Origin of the sequence: Rhodococcus sp. 15-649-2-2 (genome assembly GCF_002258645.1) — a bacterium.
In the GTDB taxonomy this organism is placed as follows: Bacteria; Actinomycetota; Actinomycetes; order Mycobacteriales; family Mycobacteriaceae; genus Rhodococcoides.
On sequence record NZ_NPFM01000022.1, the window covers coordinates 289,363 to 314,539 of the forward strand.

Here is a 25,177-nt window from a genome sequence, read left to right on the forward strand (position 1 = left end):
ACGCGCGACATCAGTAGGTCACCCAGCATGTCACTTGTCGGCAGCACACTGGCTGCTCGCGGCCTCGGTACGTACTGAACTGTTCCCATCGGCGAGGCACAAAACAGGCTGAATGCCGGATTTTTCACAATTTGCTGACGATCAGTCCGATTCTTGCCCCTCCTTCGTGCAAAACTGCCCCGACAACAGCGGTCGCACAGCGCCGCGGGCAGTGGGGGTCCTATGTTCGGCGTGCGGCCGGTTCTGGTGGTGATCGCAGTTCTGCTCACCTTCGTGGCGGGCGTGCCCGCCGCTGCTCAAGACATCGACACTGAAAATCCTGCACCGAGCCAGCCGGCGCGGATCGAGAACCGAATCGATACCGGCCCGACGCTGACGTGGCTGTCGGTGTACTCGCCGAGCATGGATCGGACCATCGAGGTGCAGGTTCTGACCCCCGCGGAGCGTAAAGGCACGCGCCCGACGTTGTACATGCTCAGCGGATCCGGGGAGAACGAACCGTCGAGCAGCATCTGGCTTCGCAAGGGCAACGCGGCGGAGTTCTTTCGTGACAAGAACGTCAACGTGGTTCTCCCGCTTGCCGGTCCAGCGAGCTTCTACACCGACTGGGAGAACGACGACCCCCGACTCGGCCGCTACCGCTTCGAAACCTTTCTGACGCAGGAGCTTCCGCCGTTGATCGACGCGGAGTTCGAGGGCAACGGCAATGACGGTGTGGCGGGCCTGTCGATGGGCGCTCAGTCGGCGATGATGCTTGCCGCCCGGAACCCGGACAGGTACTCGGCCGTCGCGGCGTACAGCGGGTGCTTTCTATCCGAGGGCATACTTGGGCAAACCCTCATGCGAACCATCGTCGCCGGTTACGGCGGCAACGCCAACAATATGCTCGGTGGCCCCCTCAACGCGGGCTGGGCCGCCCACGATCTGCTGGTGAACGCAGAAGCGCTGCGCGGAATGTCCATCTACCTCTTTTCCGCCAGTGGCCTCCCCGGTCCGCACGAGCGGTACGAGACGCTCGAAGACCTCGACACGCTGGTGATCGGCGGGGCGATCGAAGTAGGCACCGATTTCTGCACGCGCCTGCTGCGCGACAAACTCGTCGAGCTGAACATCCCGGCCACGTTCGATCTGGGCAGCCCTGGTACGCACTCGTGGCCGTACTGGGCCGACCAGCTTGCAAAGAGCTGGCCGACGCTGGCCGCGGGGCTCGAGCCGTGAGCTTGCTCGCGGAGCGGTAGGTACCCCGCGCAAGTCCAGCAGGTTCACGCGGATTGATTCCGTTCACACTCCGCAAGTTCCGCCACACCTGGTCGTATTCCTGGCTCAACATGGCATCGGCGAGACGCCTATCGGTAACTTACCGTTGAGCCCAGTCGTCTGCGCCGCCCATCGAACTTGGCTACGCTCCGAATCAGACGATAGGAGAACGTGGATGGGTCTGCAGGAACTCGAGGCATTGGTACACCAAACGGCCACTGCTGGGGAACCTTTCGAGCGTGGAGCCGATGAGGCGGAGCAGGCATACTTGTCTTCGCTCGCCGCCCGGCCGGGTACGAAGCTGATCTGTGAGGTCGGGTTCAATGCAGGCTTCTCGAGTTGGGCTTTTCTGTCCGCGTCACCCGACGTGACCGTCGTGTCCTTCGACTTGGCCGCGTACACATACAGTGCCGCCGCGAAAGCCCATATCGATGAACACTTTCCGGGCCGCCACACCCTGATACAAGGTGATTCGCACACCACCATCGCCGCATACGCGAAGGAACACCCGGACGTGCGATTCGATGTCATCTTCGTCGACGGCGACCATTCGGTGGAGGGTGCTCGCGCAGACCTCGACGATTTACGTGCGCTCGCTACCGTCGAGTCGGTGGTCGTGATGGACGACATCACCCCGTGGCTCTGGTTCGGTGAAGGACCGACCCAAGCGTGGCAGGAAGCAGTCGACGAGGGTCGAATCCTGCACACCAGCTACTTCCGCGACGGTGAACCTGTCGATGCGGTGACACCGCCGGCAGCCCGTGCCTGGGCCGAGGGACGCTACGTCTTCTGATTCACTTCTTTCCCCGTAGCATTTTCTCCAACGGTGTCGGGAATGACGGGACCACCGCGGTGCCGTCGAGCAGGGTGGTGAGGCGGTCAGTCTCTGCTGCAACGGCTTTCGACACCGTCGAGCCGACGTCTTCGAGCAACTCGGTCGCCACTTCTCCGGATCCGGTCACGGCCCAACCTCCGACGATACGACCCCCGGACCAAATGGTCGGGCCAATGTTGCCGAAGGTATCGAACAGCGGGGCCTTGTGTTCGCCGAGATACCAGGCGCGGTGCTTCCAGCCCATCGGCGTGGGATCGAGTGCGGGCAGCAGCATGACGCTTGTGCCGGCGGGCTTGTCGAAGGTAGTGCCGGTCAACATGATTCCGTCGCCTTCGGTCAGTTCGACCGCCACTGTGTCCAGGCCGGAAACTGCACCACGAGTCTGCGTCTTGTTCCACCCTGTCCACCATTGCAGGTCGTCGAGCGTCGCCGGTCCGAATACTTCGAGCCAGCGTCGGGCAAGTTCGGCGCGTGCCTCGGTTTCATCGAGATCAGGAATCCCGTCCGGCCACCAGTGGTCGATCGGTGCCCACGCATGCCGCCGAGAAGTCCATGCTCCCCGTGGCTCGACCCGCACCAATTTTCCTTCGGCGGCCATCATGACCAACACCTCGGAGGTGACGTATCGCCTGACGTCGTACACCTTGTCGGTGGTCGGTAGCAGTGCCGTCTTGAGGCCGGGGACCACTGCCGACAGCTCGGCTCCGGTCGCTGTACCCATCGAGCGAAGCGCCGCCTCGGCTTCTTTTTCCGTTGCGGCAAGCCAGGATTCGACATCGACGATCACCGGTTCGGTGGGCAGCGTCGAGACCTGTTTGACCAGGCGTGCCCGCATGGTGCGTGCAACCCCGAGACTCGCCGCGGCATGAATCACCGGGACGTCGTCGTGAGCGACGACGAACATCGTGCGCCGCATCGCCATCAGGCGGATCAGACTTCGGCGCTCGTACATCGCGTCACGAACATCGGACAGTCCCAGCGATCGAGCACGCGCCAACACCGAGAGATACACAGTCGCCGGGTCGGTCGCGTGCAACGCGAGCAGGGACGACACCACGGCTTCGACGGTCGAAGGGTCGGAGAAGTGTTGCGCGACGAGCCGGTGTCGCCGCTGGGCGTCGGTGATCTTCACGCGATCAGTGTGACGGCATTTGTGGCGCAGGGCCGACAAAACCGGTGAGGAGGGCGTCGGCGATGGCGTTCATGCCGTGCGCGCGGGCATCGGCGGCAGCACCGATGTGGTCGTAGTCGACCAGCTCGAAAGACACAGACCAGCTGCCTGTGCCGCGATCGTCGAGTACTGCGTAACGCGCATGCGGCGACCCGGATTCCATGACGTGAGGGTAGGGCTGATTGTCGTCGTACGCGGGGGTGCCGACGCTGCCCGGGTTGACCACGAGTGTGCCACTGGGAAGAGTCCACTGGCGCTGTAGGTGGGTGTGTCCACAGGCGATGACAGATCGGTCCGTGAAACCTGCTGCCCGTTCGAGGATTTCGGCTTCGGTCGCCTCGCGCGAACCGTTGGCGTCCACCGAGTGCAGGAAGTATTGCTGATCGTCGGTGGGTGTTCCGTGTACTGCCAGTATTCCGTGATCCAGCGCGAGTGAGAACGGCAGCGAGCCCAGCCACTGTCGGTGCTCGTCGTCGAGTCGATCATGGGCGTGCCGATCCCAACTACCCATGGACTCGGGATCCTGCTCGAGCAGGTAGCGATCGTGATTTCCGGCGATGGTGGGAAAGTTCAGCGCCATCAGCCGATCGGCAGTCTGACGCGGATGCAGTCCGCCGGACAGCAGATCGCCGAGGTTCACCACCGAGTCGACGCCTTGCCGTTCGATGTCGTCGAGGACGGCGTCGAGCGCCGCGATGTTGCCGTGAATATCGGCTATGAGAGCTATCCGCACAACCAACAGGATCGCAGCGTGGGCATTCGACTGCAACAGGGCAGCCCTCGGCGAGCGTTGGAGACTTCGCCCTCGAATCTCCGCCTTGGGTGGGTGATATCTCCATAGACCCGTGCCCGATAGGTCCATAGTGTGGTCCAGGTCACTTTCGCTCTAGGGAAAGCCGAGCCCATGCCTGCAGTCATTTCGAAGCCCGAGATCGAAACGCGGGTGGTCAAGAAGGTCGCCCGACGCATCATCCCGTTTCTCGGGTTGGCCTACTTCGTCAACTATCTCGATCGCACCAACATCGGTCTCGCCAAGCTGACCATGAGCGACGAATTGGGCCTCACCGAAACGATGTTCGGTCTGGCGTCGGGACTGTTCTTCATCGGGTATCTGCTGTTCGAGGTGCCCAGCAATTTGGCGCTGCACAAATTCGGTGCCCGACGGTGGATCGCCCGCATCATGGTGTCGTGGGGAATTGTGGCCGCCGCCATGGCATTCGTACCGACAGCAGGGTGGCTGTACGGGCTACGGATTCTGCTCGGCATCGCCGAGGCCGGCTTCTTCCCCGGTGTGCTGCTGTACATGACGATGTGGTTTCCGCGTGCCTACCGAGTCCGTCTGATGGGCCTGTTCATGCTGGCACTGCCGGTGTCGTCGGCGCTCGGTGCGCCCCTGTCCAGTGCGATCATTCAGTACATGGACGGGCTGTTCGGACTGTCGGGTTGGCGGGTGATGTTCCTCCTCGAGGGCATTCCTGCGATCCTGCTCGGAGTGGTCACCTGGTTCTATCTCACGGATCGACCGTTCCAGGCGAAGTGGCTCACTGCCGATGAGAAGGCCTGGCTTACCACCGAATTGGAGTCCGAGGACGCTGTGAAGGACGGGCACATCAGCGGCTCGGTCAAGCGTGCTCTCGGTGACGTCCGAGTCTGGATGCTCGGCTTGGTGTATTTCGGCATCACCTACGGTCTCTACTCGCTGAGTTTCTTCCTGCCCAGCATCGTCGCGGGATTCAAGCAGACGTTCGACACCGACTTCTCGCTCGTGACAACGGGCCTCATCGTGGCCGTGCCGTTCGCAGTGGGCGCAGTGGCAATGGTGCTCTGGAGTCGACATTCGGACCGGACCGGCGAGCGCACCTGGCACGTCGCGATCCCCACCCTGATCGGTGCGATCTCCATTCCGTTTGCGCTGTACATGGATTCACCGTTCACCACCATGATCGCGGTGACGGTCAACGCCGTGGGCGTGTTCTGCGCGCTTCCCGTGTTCTGGTACCTGCCCAGTACGTTCCTCACCGGAGCGGGAGCAGCGGCTGGAATTGCGATCATCAACTCGGTCGGCAACACTTCGGGCTTCGGTGCCCCGTACGTGACGGGGTGGCTTCTCGACGCTACCGGCAACGCCAAGGCCGGGCTGTGGGTCGTCGGTGGTGTCATGCTGATGGCGGTGGTGCTGGTGATCGTGCTGCGGGGCCGGATGGGTGTCCGCTCCGAGACCAATACGGAAGTGCCGGTGGCGCACTGACGAACGAATGCGCATTCACGGAGCGGGGTATCTCCACGCAGCTGGATCCAGCTCTTCCACCGAACACCGGACATACTCGACAGATGACGAGTCGCGGGCGGGTCCGGAGCTGGGAGATTCTCGGCATGGAGGGCGTGATCGATTCCGAGGACACCCCGGGCGGCAGTTGGACGCCGTCGGCATCCGTCGCTGTTCGCGGATTGCCTGTTCTGGCTCCAGGCGAGGAGGTGGAGTTCGAGTGGCAGCACCAGGCAGAACCTCTGTACGGGTACAGCTTCTTCACAGTTCACGCCTGGCCGCTGGGTACCGAGCCGGTCGCACAGTCGGATCGTCCGACATCCGGTGCTTGGGATATTGCCCCTGACGGCACCGTCACCGAAGTGACAGATCTGGATTGGGAAGAACCGATTCGGATTGGAACGTGGTCCGTCGGAGTGGTGTCCGTGTGGAACGGCGAAGAGAGTTGGGGCGTCATCGATTCCGAGGACACTCCGGGTGGGTGCTGGACTTTCTTCAGTGCCCTTCATCCAGACGAAGTCATCGACTCGCGCTCGGTCGGAGGTTTCAGCATCGGTGGGGGTGAGTCCAACCTCGAAGTAGGCGAGCAGGTCGACTTCGAGTGGGAGCCTGCTATCGATCAGGACGGCTATCGGTTTCGCGCGATCAAGGTCCGACCGCGTCGCGAGATTCCGCCGTGGCGGATCGAGCGATTCGAAGGCTGACGCATCGATCGAAAACAATGATGCTCTGATCTCACGGCGGCCTCCGACGGCTATTGAGCCGTAACCTGCTCTCCGTCGACGCGGATCGTGGGAAGCCACGTTGCCAAGGTGCGGCCGAGCGTGGCGACCATGCGCGGTCCGAAGACACACAAGGTGCGTTCCCACGGGTGGCCGAAGGTCCCTTCGGTGAATCCGTCGCGGGCGAAGATGTAGTAGTCGCCGTCCGGGTGGACGGGGACCCGCCACTCGCCGTTCTCGGCCGCGTCGGCGTGCGCTTCCGCGTCGAAGCTGTAACCGGGGTGTTGCCAGTCCAGGACGACGAAGGTCGGGTTGTCCGAAAACTCGGTGACGAAGCAGCGCAAAGCTTCCGCGTTGACAGCGTCGACCCGGGCAGACCACGAGGCCGTCGTGCGGACGGTATGGGCGTCCAGGTCGAATGTCATGGAGGGTGCAGGCTCGGCGATGGCCGGCCACGACTCAGGTTCGGTCCCGGGCCGAAACCCGAACTTATTGTTGAACACCGACCAGTGCTGTGTTTGCGCAGTTCGGTCGAGTTCGGTCCACCCGATGGGTAGCGTAGATCCGAAGTCCATGGTCAGCTTGGTCGTCATCGGTCTATCGTTCCAGTCCCGTGAGACTGCGCGTAGACAGCAGTCGGAAGGGGAGATGACTGTATGTCGCTTGCGTTGTGTGCCATCACGTTCGCTGTACTGCTCCACGTCGTGGCGGCTCGAATCGCATCTCGTGAAAATTATGGCCGTAGGTTGCCAGCCGTGAACGGCTCGTATCCGGTCAGACCTGCCCAGCGCGCCCGACGTGCCCAGGCTGCCGGATGGATACTGAGTATCTTCGGTGCGCTACAGCTCGGCAATCATTTCTGGCTGACCGAGCCGTGGTTGGCGACTGGCCTCGTGGTGGCCGTTCTCTTGTTGGTCAACGGCCTGCCGAGTCTGGTGGTGACCGCGCTGCACAACGGCAATCTGCGCACTCAACCGTAGGATCTCAGCGCTGTCAGGACGCGAACACCTTGCCCGGGTTCAGGATCCCGTATGGATCCAGTGCCTTTTTCACCGCGCGGTGCATGTCCAACACCACCGGATCCAGTTCCTGCACCAAGCCGTCCATCTTGAGTAGCCCCACTCCGTGTTCGCCGGTCACGGTGCCGCCGAGTTCCAGAGCAGCGTCGATGATCTCGGCAAAGGCGGCCTGAGCGCGCTCGCGGGCCGGAAGGTCGTCGTGCGGAGTGATGAGCAACGGATGCAGGTTTCCATCACCGGCGTGTGCGATGTTGGCGATCGTAGTCTCGTACCGCAGGCCGATCTGCTCGATACGCGAAAGCATCTCGGGCACATGCTTCTTCGGCACACATACGTCCTCGGTCAACACCGGACCCAGGCGCTCCATCGCGGGATACGCCAACCGGCGGGCCGCGAACAGTGCGTCGGCCTCCTCCTGATCGGTCGAGACCGCAGACCACGTGGCCCCGGCCTCGTCGAAGCACGAGAGCATCTTCTCGGCTTCCTGGTCTCCGATGAGCCCTGGATCGTCGATCCGCCCGAGCAACACCACATTTGCCTCGACCGACAGGCCCATGTTCTTCCAGGCATCGACGGCGATGAGGCACTGCTTGTCGATCAGCTCCAACGCAGACGGCGTCAATCCGGCGGCGGCGACCGCGGCCACGGCGCGCCCGGCGTCGACGATCGAGTCGAAGTAGCCGGCGACGGTCCGTTGCGGATCCTGGAGCGGGCGCAGCTTGAGGGTCACCTCGGTGATGATGCCGAGGGTGCCCTCCGATCCGACCATCAGACCCGCAAGATCGTAGCCGGCAACACCTTTCGCGGTCTTGCGACCGAGCCTCACCAGTTCTCCGGTTCCGGTGACCACCTGCATCCCCATGACGTAATCGCGGGTGACGCCGTACTTCACGCAGCACAGCCCGCCGGCGTTGGTGGCGACGTTGCCGCCGATGGTCGACCACGGCGCGCTGGCCGGATCCGGTGGGTACCAGAGGCCCTGCTCGGCGACCGCTGCTCGCAGGTGATCGTTGACCACTCCCGGCTCCACGACGGCGTATCGCTCGAGCTGGTCGATTTCCTTGATCGCATCCATGCCGTCGAGGGCGAGTACAACGCATCCCTCGGTGGCGTTCGCTCCGCCGGACAGTCCGGTGCCCGCCCCGCGAGTGACGACGGGTGCGCCATGGGCCAGGCAGGCGCGAACGACAGCCTGCACTTCTTCGGCGCTACGGGGCCGCACGACGGCAACAGGCACCGCAAACGGTGCCCATTCCGCCTCGTCGTGCTGGTACGACGCGATGACGTCGGGATCGACGACGACGCGGTCCGCGGGGAGAGAATTCGACAACTGTTCGACGAGCGACATATCTCGACTCTAGCTGTGACCTGGGTCTCGGCCAATGTAGGTTTTCTCTATGTCGCCCGTGAAGTCATGGATGGAACTGCTGCTGGACGACGCGTCCATCGACGAACTCGAAGCCCACCGTCGAACACATCCCGGTGCCGAGGCGCACGCGGCCTCGAGGTTGCGCGCATTGCTCGATCAGCGCAAACAGCGCAGCACCGAACTCTCGGCGCTCAACGACATCGCGGTGCGCCTGACGACCGTGCGAGACAATCGGATTCTGCTGCAGGAGGTGGTGGACCAGGCGCGCACACTTCTGGGCGTGGATCTGGCCTACATGGGTTCGGTGTACGGGAACGAGTTCGTCATCGAGGTCACCAGCGGTGCACTGACGCCGAAGCTCGTGGGCATCAGGCTCGCGCAGGACGAGGGGCTGGTCGGCCTCATCGTGCGCGGAGCCTCACCGTCGTGGACTCCCGACTATCAGAGCGAACCTGCCTTTCGGCACATCACCGGAGCCGACAGCGCAGCGCGATCGGAGAACATGCGCGGCTTGCTGGGCGTACCGCTGCGGGTGGGCGACCGTGTGATCGGCGCATTGTTCGCGTGCAAACGGTCGGAGCGGGATTTCGCAGACAGTGAGATCGCTCTGCTGTCGGCACTGGCCGCACACGCGGCCATCGCCATCGAGAACGTTCGGGCGATCGACAAACTCGAAACTCTCAACGCCGAGTTATCCCTTCGCACGGCGGAATTGGAACAAACACTGCAGTGGGACCGCACGTTGACCCAGGTCGTGCTCCAAGGGGGTGGGGTGCGAAGCCTGGTTCGGGAGGTAGCTGCGGCCACCGAACGCCCGGCGTACTTCGTGGCGGATGTCGCGTCCGTGCCGGCTGCTCTGGAGTACACGGCCACCACGGTCGAAACCCTCGTCGACCGCTGTAGGGAGGGCGCGGATACGGCCGTCGACGACGCGATGACCGCTCACCGGGTGGTAGCAGCGGGTCACTTTCTGGGGGTGCTGATCTCCGTCGGACCCGAGGACCATCAAACCCGTTTGCTTCTCGATCGGGCCGCGCCGGCCATTGCGCTGTCGCTGGCCGAGGAGCGTGCAGCAGCGGAATCTGCACGCCGCGCGCAGGACGCCTTTCTGGTGGATCTGCTTCTTCATCCCATCTCGTCACCCGATGACGAACGCAGGCAGTTCCACCGTGCCGGACTGACGCCGGACGTGACGTACTGCGTGGCAGTGGGGCAAGGGAATGCGTCGAGAGCCGAGTTCGAAGCCATTGCACTACCTCCGGGATCAGTAGTGGCGGAGCAGGGTTCGAGGGTTCTGCTGGTCGTGCCTGCCCGAGAATCCGCTGTCGTTCGCCGCATGATCAACACCCGTGCGACGGTAGGAATTTCCGAGCCCGCGCGAGGTGCCGACGCCCTGGCAACGGCATTCCGCGAGGCGCAACAAACCGTCGATGTTCTGACGACCCTGGGCAGGGACGGTGAAGTGTCCTCGGCCCGCGGTTTGGGGATCTATCGAATCCTGCTCAGCCACATGGCCCGTGAGCACTTGGACGAGCTCACCGAGGAACTGCTCGGCCCCTTGATGGCGGAGCAGAACAAGCGCGGGGTTCCGCTGATGGAGACGCTGTCGGTGTATCTCGCACATGGACGGCACCATTCGGCTACGGCGTCGAGCCTGGGTGTACACGTCAACACGCTCTATCAACGACTCGAGGCGATCGACCGACTCATCGGTACACAGTGGCGCGACCCGGACGATGCCCTCGATCTTCAGGTGCTGATGCGGTTGCGCAGATCGGCCGACCTACTCGGTCTGTGAGTCACCGGCCGCGGGTTCGATCTCGATTCCCGTTGCCTCGACCACGCTGGCCCACAATGCCTCTCGCACGCGAGGTGAATCTCCACGCCAGGAGGGGTAATGAGTCGGGCGCGGCGCACGGTCGTGCCAGAACGTGCCGGTGCTGGTCAACGCGGGATCGGCTGCCACGAGCCAGACGATGGTATCGGCTCCGTCGTCGGCGCTGCGAAGAATCGGCTTCATCACCGAACCGAACAGAGGCATCGATCCGGTGACGCCGGGAGTCGACGCCCAGCCGGGGTGCATGCTGTGCACCACCGGATCGTCTTCGAGTGAAAAGCGTTCGGCCAGTTGCTCGGCCACCACCACCTGCATGCGCTTGGTGCGAGCGTAGGCGGTCATACCGGAGTACTTGCCGTTCTCGTACTCGAAGTCCGAGTTCTGCAGCGGCACCGCATACATGCCGCCGCTCGAGACGAACACAACTCGCGATCCGGCGTCGAAGAGCTCGCGCAATCCCACGGTCAACGCGACCGGCCCGAGAACGTGGGTAGCGAAAGCGGATTCGTGTCCCTGCGCAGAGAGTTGCCGTCCATCCGGCATCACCCCGGCGCAATGTACGAGCGCGTGCACGGCCGTGAGCTCGGAGGCCAACGTCGCGATCAACGCCGCCACGGAATCGAGATCGCTGATGTCGCACTCGTGCACTACGAGAGAGGCGTCGGGCACCTCGGTTCTGATGGCCGCGGCGGCGGACTCGAGTCGGTCGGCGGATCGGCCGACCATGTGCACCCGAGCCCCGAGCCGTGCGAGTTCTTTCGCGGTGGCGGCTCCCAAACCGGACGACGCGCCGGTCACCACCATGTCGATGGGGGAGGGGAACGGCGTCGGATCCGCGGCCCAGAATCGTCGACGCACCGTGGCACCGATGCGGGAGTATCCGGGAACGATTGCTCTGTCGAGGATCGTGTCGACCGTGCGGCTCAGCAATGACATGCCGCTCTGATACCCCGCGGTAACCGGATGTATGCGCGTCCGCACGCTGGGGTCGATGCCAGAATGAGTCCATGGTTCACCCCGCCGTCTCCGACGTCACCCGCGAGATACTCGCCGAACTTCCCGCACACCGACGCGAGACGTTCGAGTTGCGTCTCGAGCAGTGGTTTCCCGATCTGCACGACGCGGTCACTGCGGTCTATCCCGATCCCGACGCCGTGGCGGCCGGACTGGTGGACATCGCCGCTCGCGCCTATGCCGCCCGAGCCGAGGATCTGCACAGGCTGGATCAGCGTCGACTGCTTGAGCCCGACTGGTTTCAGCAGCCCGACATGTTCGGCTACGCCTGTTACGTCGACCGGTACGGACAGACGCTGCGCGGGGTCGGCGAGCGGCTCGACCATCTGACCGACCTCGGTGTCACCTACCTGCACCTGATGCCGTTGCTGCAGCCAAGGCCCGGCGACAACGACGGCGGATACGCGGTGATGGACTACCGCGCCGTGCGAGAAGACTTGGGCACCAACGAGGATCTGCGCACCCTCGCGCAGACGCTGCGTCAACGCGGTATCAGCCTGGTGGTCGACCTGGTTCTCAATCACGTTGCTCGCGAGCACGAGTGGGCAGCCAAGGCGCGTGCCGGTGATCCGAAATACCGTGACTACTTCCTGATCTATCCCGATCGGACCACTCCGGACTCGTACGAGCGCACTCTCCCCGAGGTATTTCCCGACTTCGCTCCCGGCAGCTTCACGTTCGACGACGAGCTCGGCGAATGGGTGTGGACGACGTTCAACGAATGGCAGTGGGATCTGAACTGGGCCAATCCTGCTGTGCTGCAGGAGTTCGCGAGCGTGGTGCTGCATCTGGCCAACCTGGGGGTGGAGGTGCTGCGCCTCGACGCGATCGCGTTCCTCTGGAAGCGGCTCGGCACCAACTGCCAGAATCAACCCGAGGTGCATGCGGTCACCCAGGCCCTGCGCGCCACCGCTCGACTCGCCGCTCCGGCCACGTTGTTCAAGGCCGAGGCGATCGTCGGACCCCGCGATCTGCTGCCGTACCTGGGCCAGGGGCGGCACACCGGACGAGTCTCGGACATCGCCTACCACAACTCGTTGATGGTGCAGGTCTGGTCGATGTTGGCTACGGGCAGTACGGCTTTGGCGCGTCACGCGTTGGCGTCGCTGCCCCCGACGCCGCCGAGTGGCACCTGGGTGACCTACGTTCGCTGCCACGACGACATCGGCTGGGCCATCGACGACGGCGACGCAGCGTCACTCGGACTTTCGGGCGCAGGGCATCGGCACTTTCTGGCCGACTGGTACTCCGGTGAATTCGAGGCCTCCTGGGCCGAAGGTCTCGTGTTCCAGTACAACCCCGACACCGGGGACCGCCGGATCAGCGGAACCGCGGCCGCGCTCACCGGCCTGGGCCCGTCCCGCCTGGATCCCGACGGCGCGTTCGGGCGAATCTTTCTGTCGCACGCCATCATTGCCGGTTGGGGCGGTATTCCCGTCGTGTGGAGCGGGGACGAGCTCGGCTCCCCGGGAGACCCGAACTGGGCAGACGAACCGGCTCATGCCGAGGACAACAGGTGGGTGCATCGCCCCCGCGTCACCGACGCCGACCGCGCCGGTCGGTTCGAGCAGGGAAGCGACGCGCAGCGGGTGTTCGACGGTATCGCTCGAATCGCGAAGGTACGCGCCGGTCTGCCGATGCTGCACGCCGAGGCACCGGTGGACGTGCAGACCGAGTCGGACGATGGTCTGCTCGTCGTGCGCAGGCGTCATCCGAGCGGCACCCTGGTCGGCCTGTACAACGTGACGGCCGACCATCGACCCTTTCCCCACGCGCAGCTGATCGAGCTCGGCATCCCGGCTCCGACCGAGGTGCTCTCGCAACACGATCTGCACGTCGACGACTCCGGATCGGTGTGGTTGCCCCCGTACGCGGCGTGGTGGATCGTCGACAGCCCTCTGCGCTAGAAGGAGCGTTACCGTGACCGGGCTGTTACCCTCCCCGAGACGGTCGGTCGATACGAACAAGGGGACAATCTCCATGCTGCATGCTCGGATACGAAGTCTGGTGCTCGCTGTGGTGGCGGTATTGGTAGCCACGATGGCAACGGTGCTGATGGGGACCGGTGTGGCAAGGGCCGATTCCGAGCTCGTCTACGTCTACTCGCCGTCGATGGACAAGGACATCCCGATCAAGGTGCTCAAAGCTGCCGGTGGGGGACCCGCGCCCACCCTGTATCTGCTCGACGGGCTGCGCGCGCCCGAGGACAACAGCGGTTGGCTGATCGAGACCGACGTCGAGAGCTTCTTCGCCGACAAGCACGTCAACGTGGTCATTCCGTTCGGTGGCGGCGGAACCTTCTACTCCGACTGGCAGCGCGACGACCCCAAGCTCGGACGAGTGAAGTGGGAAACCTTCCTCACTCAGGAACTGCCGCCCGTCATGGCCGATCGTTTCGGCAGTGACAACGTCAACAATGCCGTCGCAGGACTGTCGATGAGCGGAACCTCCGCGCTCAACCTGGCCGCGCATCGTCCGGATTTCTACAAGGCGGTGGCATCGTTCAGCGGCTACCCGACCGCGAGCAGCCCCGGATTTGCGCAGGGCATCTCGGTGGCCGTCGGCGAGATGGGCGGCAACGCTCGCAACATGTGGGGCAGCTGGCCGTCCGCGGACTGGATCCGCAACGACCCGTCCCTCAACGTCGGCGCATTGCGCAACACGGCAGTCTTCGTCTCTTCGGGGAGCGGCTCACCGGCTACGGACCCTGTGTTCAACCCGGCCAGCAGCAGCTTCGACCCGGTCAAGTTCGCGCAGATGGTTCCGCTGGAGACCGCCGCCGGCATGAGCAGCCGTGCATTCGTTCCGTTGCTGCAGGCCGCAGGCGGGCGACCTAACGTGAAGATCACCGGTACCGGTGTGCACTGGTGGAACCACTGGGAGCAGCATCTGCACGAGGCATGGTTCGAGACAATTGCCCCTGCGCTCGGCGGCTGATAGCTACTCTGTCGCCATGACGCCCCCGAGAATCACCGTCGACTACACGGTGCTGGACTGCCCGGAACCCGCTGAGCTGGCTCGCTTCTACAGCACCATCCTCGGCTGGGGATCGGTGGACGACGACGGCGACTGGGTGGTTGTCCATGGTCCCGGTGAACTCCGCCTGGCGTTTCAGCGGGCACCGGACTTCACCCCGATCGACTGGCCGAGCGAGGGCATCAAGATCCATCTCGACCTGGTGGTCGACGACATGGAACAAGCACGGGACTTCGTCGTCGACGCGGGGGCGACACTCATCGACCACGCGCAGTCCTCGTTCTGGGTGTACCGCGATCCCGCGGGGCACATCTTCTGCTTGTGCAAAAGAAAATGAAGGAACCGTCATGGCCAGCGAAACCCACCCGGTACTCGTCGAGCGATCGGCCCTCGTCCGGGCCGACGCCGCAACCGTGCACGGACTGATCGACAACTTTCACGAGTGGGTGAAGTGGTCGCCCTACGAGGGACTCGACCCTGGTCTACAGCGCACCTACACCGGTCCCGACGCTGGGGTGGGGGCGTCGTACTCGTGGTCGGGTAACCGCAAGGCCGGTGCCGGGACGATGACCATCACCGAGTCGATTCCGGCTGAACGAGTGGTGCTCGATCTTGCGTTCACCAAGCCGTTCGAGAACCGGAACGTCACGGCGTTCCTGCTCGAGCCTGACGCCGAGGGAACCCGAGTGACCTGGCGAATGTCGGGCAAACAGAACAAGCTCTTCGCTCTGATCGGAAAAGTGTTCTCGATGGACAAGCTCGTCGGACCGGATTTCGAGAAGGGCCTCAGGCAGCTCGCGGCTGTGGCAGAGAAGGGCTGAATCGGTCCTCGAGGCGGTCTGCCCGCTCGCCCAGCCAGCGCGCGAGTACCTGGCATCCGGTGAGTTCGCCGTCGTACGGTTCACGCGCGTAGGCGATGTGGCGGCCGCCGCCGGGGTTGGCCCATTCGAATCGGTGCCAGCGCATCGACTGCGGCAGATAGCCGGCCACCTCGGTGGCCGCGGTGCGGAGGCGTCGAACATCCTTCACCCACTGGGACGGTCGCAGGCGAGTTCGGGTCGCATTCTGGAAACTGTTGCTGCGCAGCAAGGTCCACAGTTCGCGAAGCCAGATCCTCGGGGTGCGAAACGACATCCAGCGGGTGAGGTCGGCGATGTCGCGAATCAGGCTGTCGTCGCTGGCGTTACAGATCATGTCGGTCTCGAGGCCGATCCACCGAACCGGAATCGACTCGGGCAGAGCCGGACCCGTGCCTGCGACCCCTCGTCCAGCGCATCCGCTCACCGCGCCGGCCGGTTGCTGGGGATCGGACACCAAGCCCGCAGCGACGATTCGGGTGCCGTCGATCGTTCCGTCGGCGACGAGTCCGAGCACCTCGCGCACAACGGTCGCACCTTGGGAATAGCCGATCAGTGCGATCGGCCCGGTGGTGCTTTCGACTGCGCGACGGAGGCGTCGGACGCCGATGTCGGCACTGTGCCGGAAGCACAGTCCGCCGAGTGAGACGGGACCGTACGACGCCGGGTAGCCGACCCATCGGCCGACGAAACGGTCGTCGAGTTCACCGACCACACAGGCGAGCAGTCCGGTCACCGACGTCCGGTGGTCGGACGGATGCGATTCTCCGGTACCCCCGACGGCGAGGACGGTGACCTGATCGTGGTTCATGGTGTCGAGTCTGGCGGTCGAACCTGAGCTCGTCGCCCGGCAAATGCTGAGAACTGTCTGGCAGTTCGGTCCCGATCAGGTCAAGGCAGCGCGCACCTGTTCGAGGGCGTCGCGTAGCAGCGTCTCGTAGCGGTCCGGGTCGGGTACGGCGGCGCTGTTGGACGTGATTCCGATGGTGACGGTAGTGCCGATGCCGTGTATTCCGTGGGTCAGGCTCATGGCGGGGGAGAGGGCGGGAAAGCCTGTGGTGAACCGGACGGCACCGCCGCAGAGCGTCAGATCCGCGGCACCACGCGAGACGCTGGACACGACGGTGTTGCCGGTGACCGTCGGTGGCGTCGCGGTCGGATCGAACTGCGCGACTCCCCATTCGGCCAGAAACGCCGGCACGTGTACTTCGACCTCGTCTTGGGAGGCGCGGGCCGCCTCCGTCAGTGGATGACTGGCGCGAACTCTCCGTGCGGCCAAGTCGTCCGAGACGAGGCGCATGCGTGTGCGAATATCCGGCTCTGCGGTGAACAGCCCGACTCCCACGTTGCCGAAGTTGTTGCGCGCGGATCCACGCGTCTGTCGCGCGAGAGTCACCTCCGCGGCCAGATCCTCTGGAGTGTCGAGAAAGGCTTGCAGTGCAATCGATATGGCGGTGAGTGCGAACGCGGTGACCGTGGTGCCCTCGGCGTGCAGATCGGACTTCGGAAGAACGATGGTCCGCACGGACGTCCGGCCGGTGGGGGGTACGTCGAGGGTTGTCAGGGCCCGCGACCGAGCAGGCGGCGGGATCGAATCCGAGTCGGTGGCTCGCCCGAGGGCCAGCGCGTCACGTCGAGCGCGTAGACCGCCGCGGACCATCAGCGCCATGCGCAGCGGAAGGACTGCAGCGGCCCGCACTGCGGAGGCCAGTTCGGTCCCGGTGGAACGCGAGGTGCTCTCGGTTGCGGGCGGGAGTCGATGTGTGCCGAAGAGGTCGCGGGCGGTCTTCGATGCCAGGGCCCCGTCGGCCGCTGCGTGCGAAAGTTGAAGTACAGCAACGATAGCCGGTCCTGCTCCGCCAGGAGCGTCGGAGACCTGCGAATGCAGCTGCAGACACCACACCGATACTCGGGGGTCCACCTGATGCTCGAACGACGACGAGATCGCATCGAGGCATTCCGACCAGGTGCGCGGTGCCCGGTGCACGATGATCGCGTCGGTGCACGGATTCGCGGACGTCCACCGGGGATGGTCGAGGCCGAGAGGCGCATCGGTGACGTGTCGGCTCAGTACGTCGATGCGAGCGCTGCGTTCGAGCAGTCGGACCACCTCGGCATCGAGGTCGTCGGGCCCGGTGTCGAAGCAGTACAGCAGAAACTGGTCGCTGGGGATCTTCGACGCCATCCAGTACGCCCGTGCATCGGCCGGGTGCAGACGCATCGACTCGGGGCGATTGTCGTCGGGGCGATCGCGGGGCACACGGTAGAGCCTAAGCGCCGCGGCCGGACCGGACCGGTTACGAACTGACCAGTTCGGTTCTGTGAACTCTCACCACCACAGGCCGAGGACTTCTTCGATTGCCTCGGCGATTACTCGCCGAATCCCCGTTAGCCTGGGTCGATGCATCGCCTCGCCCTCCGTACGCAACGCCGCGAACCGGCATGGTCGGTGTCGTGACGCCCAGAGTTGCTTCGGGCTATCGGGCGGGTCTGCGTTCCTCGACCAACGCTGCCGCCTCGGCCGACTACGTCACCGACATCTCCTACACGGAGTACGGCTCGGCGGCGTGCACCCTCGGGGTCGCGTCGGACAACACCGTTTTTCTCGCGCCTGCCTTCACCGTCGACGGGATCGGTGTGTTGCGGTCGTCGGACTTCGGAAATTCATGGCGCGCATCGGTTCCGGAGGGCATGCAGAACGGTGGACGTCGGCCGTACCTGTACTTCGACGATGTCGACGACCGACTGTTTCTCCATGCCGGCACATTCGGCGCGGCACCGCAGCGCCTGTTTCGGACGGGATTCGCTCTCGGGGTCAGTGACGACCGAGGTGAGACCTGGCGCATCCGAAAGGTGGCGTCCAAAGCCAGAACGAACGCGAAAATCTTTGCCGGCCCACGTAATTCGAGCAGTGCGAGGGTGACGTACCTGTCTGCTCCGACGCCGTTCGTACTACGTGTACGACCGCTGATCAACGTGACCCGTCAGGTGATCTGGCGGTCCTACGACGGCGGCGTGAAGTGGGAAGTGGCCGGCGGATTCGACATCGATCCGAAGAACATCCCCGGTCTACCGAGCCGCGAGTACGTCACGTTCGGCAAGGGCGTCGTCGGCCCGGATGGAACGGTCTACATCGGCGGCCGTTACGGTCGACGGTTCGCCGTGGCAGTCAGTCACGACGAGGGTCTGACCTGGGATGTCCGCATGGTCCCCGGGTCGGCACTGGCGCGGTACCACAACCCACTGCATTTTCTGCTGCTCGGTTCGCGCTATCGGCTGCCGGAGTCGACGGCCGTCGACGACGAGGGCAACGTCTACGTGGTGTGGCCGGACCGCGACGGAGTGCTCCATGCCGCCTGGTCCTTCGACGGAACGGTGACCTGGTCGAGGCCGGTGGTCGTCTCCGCGCCCGGAGTGCGCGATGCCCGACTCGCCGCCATCACCGCCACCGGGTCCGGGCGAGTGGGCATCGCCTACTACGGGCGTGAGCGAGGGCGCGCATTCCACGGGTTCATCGCACAGTGTCGTGACTTTCGCACCGGCCGCCCGGTGTTCGTCGGCGGCAAGTACAACGAACCCGACGCACCACTGTTTCCGCACGGCTTCCGCGGCGGTGTCAAGGATCTCGCGTTGGGACGCTCACTCGACGACATCGTTCGGGTGCACTTCGCCCCCAACGGTGACCTGCTCACGGGAGCCGCGATGCAGATGCGAGGAAGGAACCGGCAGCGTCCCTGGGCGGTGCGCTCGGAACGCACCGAGATGCAGGCAGTAGTGGGGAGGCTGGGCCGAGCAGTCGGAGCATGAGCAGCGAAAGGCCCTGCAGCGCGCGCTGCAGGGCCTTTCGACTTTCGATATCAGGCGACGTCGATCAGGCGACGTCGATCAGGCGACGTTGACCAGACCCACGGTGGGGAAGAAGAAGCAGCTCTTGTCGGTGCCGTCGATTCCCTTGTGGTTCACCGTGCCGAACACCGCCGCAAGGACGGTTCCCGATCCGGTTTCCACGGGCACGGCGCGCGCACCGGCAGCGGGCAATGCATTGAGTGCGTTGACCACGAGAGGCCGGGCCAGCTCCTTCAACTCTGCCGGAATGCCGGAGTTGTCGAGGATCGACTGGGCGAGAGTGGTGGCCAGCCCACCGAAGTCGGCGAAGCCGCCCTGCAGGGTGTTGACGTTGAACCACGCCACCTGCATGCCGGACTTGTCGGCCGAGTCGTTCACGATGCCGGCCGGAACGAATGCGAACATCGTCTCGCCCTTGTTCACCGCGTTGAGTTCGGGCACGGCGATCGAGGGCAGGCCGGGCAGAGTGGCGATCGGCGGCACGGACAGCTGGGGCCACGGTCCGCCGGCACCACCGGCGACGCCCGGGACGATGCCGAGGGGTGAGGCACCCGTCGCCGCGCAGTTGACGGCCGCAGTCGGGTAGAAGAACGGGGTGATGCCGAAATCGGTCAACGCCTTGTTGGCTGCGTTCAGCGCGGCGAACGGATCGGTGCTCGCATCCTCGGCGACCGGGGTGCGCGAGTCGGCGATGGCATTCGCGGCCTCGAGAGATGCACCGCCCTGACCCTGCAGTGCGGCAATTGCCTGGGCCAGCGGATCGACCGGTGCCGGCTCCGCTGTCGCGGTAGCGGGGACTGCGAGCAATGCTGCGCAGGAGAGCGCGAGCGCGCCCGCCAGACGGCTGAGGCGACGAGACATGTGTGACTCCTGTGACTGATGTGGCTTATGTTGCGGTTGCGCTGATATCACCACACATCATCTCGACGTCACAAGTTCTGCCGGAATCCGTTGTTCAATCGAGACGGTCCGATCGAGACTGTCCACGAACGGATCAGCCCACGTCGATGCCGAAGTCCCGAACGATTCCTTCCAGGCCCGATGCGTAGCCCTGGCCGATGGCGCGGAATTTCCATTCGGCACCGCGGCGGTAGAGCTCACCGAACACCATGGCGGTTTCGGTGGAGGCATCCTCGCTGAGGTCGAAGCGGGCGAGTTCGCGTCCGTCGGACTTGTCGACGACGCGGATGAAGGCGTTGACGACCTGACCGAAGTTCTGCCCCAGCGCGTCTGCGTTGTGAATGGACACCGGAAAGACGATGGAGTCGACCTCCGGGGTCAGGGCCACCAGGTCCACATCGATGCTCTCGTCGTCGCCCTCGCCTTCACCGGTGCGGTTGTCACCGGTGTGCTCGATGGCACCGTCGGGGGAGCGCAGGTTGTTGTAGAAGACGAAGTAGAGGTCGCTCAGCGCCTTCTTGGTGGTGCCGAGGCCGATGGCGCTGGCATCGAGATCGAAGTCGCCGCCCGTGGTGGCACGGACGTCCCAGCCCAGTCCGACGGAGACAGCGGTCAGGTTCGGTGCTTCCTTCGTCAGTGAGACATTTCCACCCTTGGCGAGAGTTACGCCCATGTCCATCCACTCCTTCGCAGGTTCGTCCGTGCATCGTCGTACCCACCCTATTCATGCCTGCCGTCGCGGTGCCCGAGTTGCCGGTGTGAACCACGGGAGGAGCGTGAGGGGTGTGAACAGTGGGGCTGGCGGTACCGATGGGTTTGTGGTGGGATACGACAAAAGATCACAAAGTATCAGTGGTGGTGCAGTTCTGTGAGTAGGCGCGCCGCGGCGATCGATCGAACGATGGAGATTTCTGTGCAGGTTTCGCGACGTGAACTGTTCAAATACGCCGCCGCAGGGTCCGCTGCCGCCGTCGGTCTGGTTGCGCTGGGGACGGCGACCGCGCACGCGGACGCCGGACTGGGAACACTCGTCGACTATTCGGGCGGGGTGCCGTCGGCCTCGGCGATCAAGCAGGCCGGTCACCTCGGGGCGGTGCGGTACGTCTCCGATCGCCGACCCGACGCGAACTGGATGATCGGCAAGCCGATGCGTAAGTCCGAGGCCGACTCGCTCACCTCCGCCGGACTGGAGGTGGTCTCGAACTACCAGTTCGGAAAAGGAGCGACGTCGGATTGGCGCGGTGGGTACGCAGCGGGCGTGAAGCATGCCAAGCGCGGCCTCGAACTCCACACGGCTGCCGGAGGTCCCGCGGACCGCCCGATCTACGCGTCGATCGACGACAATCCCTCCGCGGTGGAGTTCGCGACTCTGATCGCGCCGTACATCCTGGGTTGGCAGTCGGTGATCGGGGCCGAGAACACCGGCATCTATGCCAATTCGCCCACCATCGAATTGGCCTCGGTAGCCGGTCTCGGCCAGTGGTATTGGCAGCACAATTGGGGGACCCCGAAGGGCTTCGTTCACCCGGCGGCGCATATTCATCAGATCCGAATCGACAAGGATTCTGTCGGCGGAGTCAAAGTGGACATCAACAATATTCTCAAAGCCGATTACGGGCAGTGGTCGAAATCCGCCGCCGATATCACCTGAATTACATCGATGTAATTCCGCGGTGTTTGTCGCCTTCCACGATGTAAGTCGACTGTCCGAAATATCTTCGAAATGATTTCGCCCCCGGCTGACGAACAGCCGGGGGCGAATTGCGTCGTGCGCAGGATCTACGAAACGTAGACCGTTCCGATGGTGGGCAGGAAGGTGCAGCTGCGGGGAGCGGCCGCGGGATCTTCCTTCGACTGCGTGGTGATCGAGCCGGAGACCACCGACAGGACGCGTCCGGGACCGGTATCGGCAATGGCCGACAACGTTGCCGGGCCGTCGGCGTTGATCTTCGCCGCGCCGGTCAGGTCCTGTGTTCCCGAGCGGCGGTTGTCGATGTTGAGCCAGGTGACGGTGAGCGGAGCCGACTGCTCGGCGGCGATGGGGGCGGTGCCGAGCGCAGTGAACACGAAACCTGCCTGGCCCGCGGCCGGTCCGGGAGGAGGCAACGTGGCCGGGCCCGGTACGGCGAGAGCAGTTCCGACGGAATCGGCGGTGTCGGAGATGCACCCCTTGCCGAGCGTCGGGTAGAGGAATTGAGTGATGGCCGGTCCGTCGGCGGGCAGTTCCGGACCACCGCCGCCGGATCCGTCCAGGAAGGTGATGACGGACTCGAGCAGCGACTTGACCTGCTCTGGCAGCTGCGCCGTTTCGAGCAGAGCGCGAGCCTGGCTCAGCAGATCTGCGGCCGGAGCGGCTCCGACATCGGCGGGTCCAGCGGCAGCACCGACGATCGCGGGCGCGAACGAGGCGAGCGCCTCGATGTCGGCCAGGTTGGGCATGGGCTCACCGGGAGCGGGAAGGAACTGAGCGATCAACGCGGCGGGATCGGCCGGTGCAGCAGGCAGATCAGCGGGCGCCATGGGCACCAGAGGCTGTGCGGATGCGCTGGTCGGCACGACGAGTGCGGCGGCTGCTGCAACGGCAAATGCCGTCACTACGCGACGCGTTCCGCGGGTACGAAGCACGGTGATAATCCCCATTCTGATCATGACGCGGGCCCCGGCGACAGCCGGTGCTCGAGGGGTCACTCTATGTAGCGCGATCCCCGATGTACAGCCGTTGACGTCGAACCCTCCCCGTCGCAACTGTGCCAGGGCAGTCTATGTGGTCCACGCTGCGAATTCTCCGCAGGGACAAACAATAGCCTGTTACTGGAGTTATCAGTGTTAAAGGTGATGCAAATGTTACTCGTCTACCCACGTGGTTAGGGAAGGCCTGTGACGACCTATAAGCTTCGCTATCGATATACAGCACCGATACCGAACGGAACCGCACGCACAGTGAACCGACTCGTTCGGCTGGCCCCCGTTCTGTTGGCGATGTCGGTGATCAGCCGCTTCGTCTGGGCCTTCGTGACACCGAACGGCATGAACCTCGTCGATCTGCACGTGTACGTAGAGGGCTCGGCGGCGCTGCTGGGCGACAACCTGTACGACTACACCTACTCGGTGCAGACCCCGGACTTTCCGCTTCCGTTCACGTACCCACCGTTCGCAGCCCTGGTGTTCTTCCCACTGCATTACCTGCCGTTCACGGTGGTCGGCGTCGTCTGGCAGGCCGCGACCATGGCCGCGTTGTTCGCGGTGGTTCGGCTGGCGCTGTCGATGGTGCTGGGTGACGGGCGTGCCGCAGAACCGCGCTGGGTGCGGATCGCGATGCTGTGGACCGCGCTGGGGCTGTGGTCCGAACCCGTACGGACAACTCTCGACTACGGCCAGGTCAACGTTTTTCTGGTGCTGCTGGCGCTACTGGCCGTACGCAGCTCGCGGTGGTGGGTCGCAGGCGGCCTCGTCGGCTTCGCCGCGGGAATCAAGCTGACCCCGGCCATCACCGGCCTGTACTTCCTGGCCACGCGCAGGTGGAAGGCCGCAGCATTCTCGGCCGTGGCCTTCGCGCTGACGGTGGCGGTCAGTTACGCGGTGCTCGGGCATCAGGCCGCCACCTACTTCACCACGTTGCTCGGCGACGCCGACCGCATCGGGCCCGTCGGTTCGGTCTGGAATCAGTCTCTGCGCGGAGCGCTGAGCCGGATCGTGGGCGAGGACGTCGGCCAGGGGCCGCTGTGGATCGCCGCCGCAGTGATCGCCACGGTCCTTGCCGTGTCGGCATGGCGAGCACTCGATCGCCGCGACTACCTGGGAACCCTGGTCATCGTCCAACTCCTCGGCCTGTTGGTGTCGCCCATCTCGTGGTCGCACCACTGGATCTGGGTGATTCCGATGGTGATCTGGCTGGTGCACGGTCCACTGCGCAACATCGCCGGTGCCAAGCTCGTCGCGGGATACTGGCTGGTGACGGTCACGGTGGGGGTGCCGTGGTTGCTGAGCTTCTTCCAGGAATCGATCTGGACCATCCCTCGTCCCGGGTTCGAGGCATGGGCGGGTGCCGTCGACGTGATCGGCTCTGCTCTCTTCCTCGGCTGGGTCGTCTATGCGGGACGCATCAGTGCGCGATCAGCTCGTCGATCCGACGCGCCAGATCCACATCCTTCTGCGTGAGACCGCCGGCAGAGTGCGTCGAGAGCGTGAAGGTGAGCGTCCGCCACCTGATGTCGATATCGGGGTGATGGTCCGCCTCCTCCGCGGCGTCGGCCACGCGGTTCACCGCCTCGATGGCTGCTGGGAACGAGCCCAGTTCGACGGTTCGCGTCAGGGATTTTTCCACCACCGTCCAGTCGGTGAGCCGGGAGTCCTCGATGTCGCGGTCGGTCAGCAGTTCGGTCATAGAAAGATGGTGGCATGTCCGGTACCCCTACCGCCGTGGTTGTCGCTGCCGCGTTGATCGAGAACGGCCGACTCCTGCTCGCGCAACGAACCCGTCCGCCGGAGCTGGCCGGCCGCTGGGAACTTCCGGGCGGCAAGGTGGAGCCGGGGGAGTCCGAGGACGCAGCGCTCGCGCGTGAGCTTCGCGAGGAATTGGGAGTCGAGTGCTCCATCGGTGCCGCGCTGAACGGCGATGTCGATCTCCCCGGCGGACTGGTGCTTCGTACCTACTGCGCGACGCTGGTCTCGGGAACCCCTGCAGCGCTGGAACATTCGGCTCTGCGGTGGGTGGACGCCGAGACGCTGCCGACGATGGATCTGGTCGATGCCGACCGGCTCTGGTTACCCGAGCTACTGGACATCCTGCTCACTTCGCCCGAGCTGTCTTCAGGCCCTTCTTGAGGTCTTTCTTGGTTGCGCCTGCCGATTCGAGCTTCTTCATTCGCATGATGACGACCGGGCATTTGATGCACCGAACCTTCTTGCGGCAGCATTTTTTCTTGGGCTTCATCCCCGAGACATCTGCGGCCTTTATCTTGCCCATGAGCACCAAGACTAATGGGTGGCGCAGGTCACAGACCTGAGGGTGGCGCGGGGCACGGTCGAACTACGGGTAAACTCGATCAGTCGCGAGAACCTCGCGGTGCAGCGCGCTTCTCTAGCGACATAAGCCCGCTAGCGAACAA

General features: G+C 64.4%; 26 protein-coding genes. 14 read left to right on the forward strand and 12 right to left on the reverse strand.

Annotated elements, in window-relative coordinates:
- Positions 1-222: 222 nt before the first annotated feature.
- A complete protein-coding gene (locus CH305_RS15315) occupies positions 223-1,218 on the forward strand; it encodes an alpha/beta hydrolase family protein (RefSeq protein WP_094704118.1) in 996 nt (331 codons plus the stop codon).
- Positions 1,219-1,432: 214 nt separating this feature from the next.
- Positions 1,433-2,050 carry a class I SAM-dependent methyltransferase gene (locus CH305_RS15320; protein ID WP_094704119.1) on the forward strand — a complete coding sequence of 206 codons (618 nt, stop codon included), beginning with the start codon at positions 1,433-1,435 and terminating at the stop codon, positions 2,048-2,050.
- 1 nt (position 2,051) lies between these two features.
- On the opposite strand, the gene CH305_RS15325 is transcribed toward CH305_RS15320, so the two are convergent.
- Together CH305_RS15325 and CH305_RS15330 are read right to left on the reverse strand one after the other, a co-directional pair.
- Entirely contained in the window at positions 2,052-3,224 is a 1,173-nt protein-coding gene (locus CH305_RS15325) for a winged helix DNA-binding domain-containing protein (protein WP_094704120.1), read from the reverse strand.
- Between the two features lie 4 nt (positions 3,225-3,228).
- Positions 3,229-3,996 carry a metallophosphoesterase gene (locus CH305_RS15330; RefSeq protein ID WP_094704121.1) on the reverse strand — a complete coding sequence of 256 codons (768 nt, stop codon included), beginning with the start codon at positions 3,994-3,996 and terminating at the stop codon, positions 3,229-3,231.
- A 171-nt stretch (positions 3,997-4,167) separates the two neighbouring features.
- Here CH305_RS15330 and CH305_RS15335 point away from each other — a divergent pair, with 171 nt between their 5' ends.
- Positions 4,168-5,511 carry an MFS transporter gene (locus tag CH305_RS15335; RefSeq protein WP_094704122.1) on the forward strand — a complete coding sequence of 448 codons (1,344 nt, stop codon included), beginning with the start codon at positions 4,168-4,170 and terminating at the stop codon, positions 5,509-5,511.
- An 83-nt stretch (positions 5,512-5,594) separates the two neighbouring features.
- Positions 5,595-6,233 carry a hypothetical protein gene (locus CH305_RS29475; RefSeq protein WP_256983773.1) on the forward strand — a complete coding sequence of 213 codons (639 nt, stop codon included), beginning with the start codon at positions 5,595-5,597 and terminating at the stop codon, positions 6,231-6,233.
- Between the two features lie 50 nt (positions 6,234-6,283).
- Here the strand turns inward: CH305_RS29475 and CH305_RS15345 are convergent, their stop codons facing one another.
- Entirely contained in the window at positions 6,284-6,844 is a 561-nt protein-coding gene (locus tag CH305_RS15345; RefSeq protein WP_094704123.1) for a DUF2716 domain-containing protein, read from the reverse strand.
- Between the two features lie 162 nt (positions 6,845-7,006).
- Between CH305_RS15345 and CH305_RS15350 the strand changes: the two genes are divergently transcribed.
- Positions 7,007-7,231, forward strand: coding sequence for a hypothetical protein (locus CH305_RS15350; RefSeq protein WP_256983775.1), 225 nt, complete (start codon positions 7,007-7,009; stop codon positions 7,229-7,231).
- Between the two features lie 13 nt (positions 7,232-7,244).
- On the opposite strand, the gene CH305_RS15355 is transcribed toward CH305_RS15350, so the two are convergent.
- Positions 7,245-8,618, reverse strand: a complete 1,374-nt coding sequence (locus CH305_RS15355) for an FAD-binding oxidoreductase (RefSeq protein ID WP_094704125.1) — start codon at positions 8,616-8,618, stop codon at positions 7,245-7,247.
- Positions 8,619-8,688: 70 nt separating this feature from the next.
- Between CH305_RS15355 and CH305_RS15360 the strand changes: the two genes are divergently transcribed.
- Positions 8,689-10,437 carry a GAF domain-containing protein gene (locus CH305_RS15360; protein ID WP_094704179.1) on the forward strand — a complete coding sequence of 583 codons (1,749 nt, stop codon included), beginning with the start codon at positions 8,689-8,691 and terminating at the stop codon, positions 10,435-10,437.
- Here the strand turns inward: CH305_RS15360 and CH305_RS15365 are convergent.
- A complete protein-coding gene (locus tag CH305_RS15365) occupies positions 10,423-11,412 on the reverse strand; it encodes an SDR family NAD(P)-dependent oxidoreductase (RefSeq protein ID WP_094704126.1) in 990 nt (329 codons plus the stop codon). The genes CH305_RS15360 and CH305_RS15365 overlap by 15 nt on opposite strands.
- A gap of 71 nt (positions 11,413-11,483) precedes the next feature.
- Here CH305_RS15365 and CH305_RS15370 point away from each other — a divergent pair, with 71 nt between their 5' ends.
- From CH305_RS15370 to CH305_RS15385, 4 genes are all read left to right on the forward strand, one after another.
- Entirely contained in the window at positions 11,484-13,397 is a 1,914-nt protein-coding gene (locus CH305_RS15370) for an alpha-amylase family protein (protein WP_094704127.1), read from the forward strand.
- 73 nt (positions 13,398-13,470) lie between these two features.
- Positions 13,471-14,427: an alpha/beta hydrolase family protein gene (locus tag CH305_RS15375; RefSeq protein WP_037171606.1), complete on the forward strand. Its 957-nt coding sequence runs from the start codon at positions 13,471-13,473 to the stop codon at positions 14,425-14,427.
- A 16-nt stretch (positions 14,428-14,443) separates the two neighbouring features.
- Positions 14,444-14,803 (forward strand): VOC family protein, encoded by a 360-nt coding sequence (locus CH305_RS15380; protein WP_037153490.1) that lies wholly within the window; start codon positions 14,444-14,446, stop codon positions 14,801-14,803.
- Between the two features lie 10 nt (positions 14,804-14,813).
- Positions 14,814-15,287 (forward strand): SRPBCC family protein, encoded by a 474-nt coding sequence (locus CH305_RS15385; RefSeq protein WP_094704128.1) that lies wholly within the window; start codon positions 14,814-14,816, stop codon positions 15,285-15,287.
- On the opposite strand, the gene CH305_RS15390 is transcribed toward CH305_RS15385, so the two are convergent.
- On the reverse strand, positions 15,253-16,134 hold the full coding sequence (locus CH305_RS15390; protein ID WP_094704129.1) for a PE-PPE domain-containing protein: 882 nt from the start codon (positions 16,132-16,134) through the stop codon (positions 15,253-15,255). The genes CH305_RS15385 and CH305_RS15390 overlap by 35 nt on opposite strands.
- 75 nt (positions 16,135-16,209) lie before the next feature.
- A complete protein-coding gene (locus CH305_RS15395; RefSeq protein ID WP_094704130.1) occupies positions 16,210-17,583 on the reverse strand; it encodes a WS/DGAT domain-containing protein in 1,374 nt (457 codons plus the stop codon).
- Positions 17,584-17,777: 194 nt separating this feature from the next.
- Here CH305_RS15395 and CH305_RS15400 point away from each other — a divergent pair, with 194 nt between their 5' ends.
- The gene (locus CH305_RS15400; RefSeq protein ID WP_143545285.1) at positions 17,778-19,130 is read left to right on the forward strand and encodes a sialidase family protein; all 1,353 of its coding nucleotides are present in this window, start codon (positions 17,778-17,780) and stop codon (positions 19,128-19,130) included.
- Between the two features lie 78 nt (positions 19,131-19,208).
- Here CH305_RS15400 and CH305_RS15405 read toward each other — a convergent pair whose 3' ends face one another.
- The gene (locus CH305_RS15405) at positions 19,209-20,030 is read right to left on the reverse strand and encodes a hypothetical protein (protein ID WP_094704132.1); all 822 of its coding nucleotides are present in this window, start codon (positions 20,028-20,030) and stop codon (positions 19,209-19,211) included.
- 133 nt (positions 20,031-20,163) lie between these two features.
- Positions 20,164-20,742, reverse strand: a complete 579-nt coding sequence (locus tag CH305_RS15410; RefSeq protein WP_032380864.1) for a TerD family protein — start codon at positions 20,740-20,742, stop codon at positions 20,164-20,166.
- A 228-nt stretch (positions 20,743-20,970) separates the two neighbouring features.
- On the opposite strand from CH305_RS15410, the gene CH305_RS15415 reads away from it, so the two are divergent.
- On the forward strand, positions 20,971-21,720 hold the full coding sequence (locus CH305_RS15415) for a DUF1906 domain-containing protein (protein WP_032402990.1): 750 nt from the start codon (positions 20,971-20,973) through the stop codon (positions 21,718-21,720).
- Positions 21,721-21,848: 128 nt separating this feature from the next.
- Here the strand turns inward: CH305_RS15415 and CH305_RS15420 are convergent, their stop codons facing one another.
- Positions 21,849-22,709: a hypothetical protein gene (locus CH305_RS15420; protein WP_094704180.1), complete on the reverse strand. Its 861-nt coding sequence runs from the start codon at positions 22,707-22,709 to the stop codon at positions 21,849-21,851.
- Positions 22,710-23,009: 300 nt separating this feature from the next.
- On the opposite strand from CH305_RS15420, the gene CH305_RS15425 reads away from it, so the two are divergent.
- A complete protein-coding gene (locus CH305_RS15425; RefSeq protein WP_094609667.1) occupies positions 23,010-24,227 on the forward strand; it encodes a mannosyltransferase in 1,218 nt (405 codons plus the stop codon).
- Here CH305_RS15425 and CH305_RS15430 read toward each other — a convergent pair.
- Positions 24,172-24,453, reverse strand: coding sequence for a 4a-hydroxytetrahydrobiopterin dehydratase (locus tag CH305_RS15430; protein WP_094704133.1), 282 nt, complete (start codon positions 24,451-24,453; stop codon positions 24,172-24,174). The two genes, CH305_RS15425 and CH305_RS15430, sit on opposite strands and share 56 nt — an antisense overlap.
- Positions 24,454-24,467: 14 nt before the next feature.
- Between CH305_RS15430 and CH305_RS15435 the strand changes: the two genes are divergently transcribed.
- Complete coding sequence (locus CH305_RS15435) at positions 24,468-24,893, forward strand: (deoxy)nucleoside triphosphate pyrophosphohydrolase (RefSeq protein ID WP_094704134.1); 426 nt, start codon at positions 24,468-24,470, stop codon at positions 24,891-24,893.
- On the opposite strand, the gene CH305_RS29055 is transcribed toward CH305_RS15435, so the two are convergent.
- The gene (locus tag CH305_RS29055) at positions 24,859-25,035 is read right to left on the reverse strand and encodes a hypothetical protein (protein WP_094609726.1); all 177 of its coding nucleotides are present in this window, start codon (positions 25,033-25,035) and stop codon (positions 24,859-24,861) included. The genes CH305_RS15435 and CH305_RS29055 overlap by 35 nt on opposite strands.
- Positions 25,036-25,177: the final 142 nt, after the last annotated feature.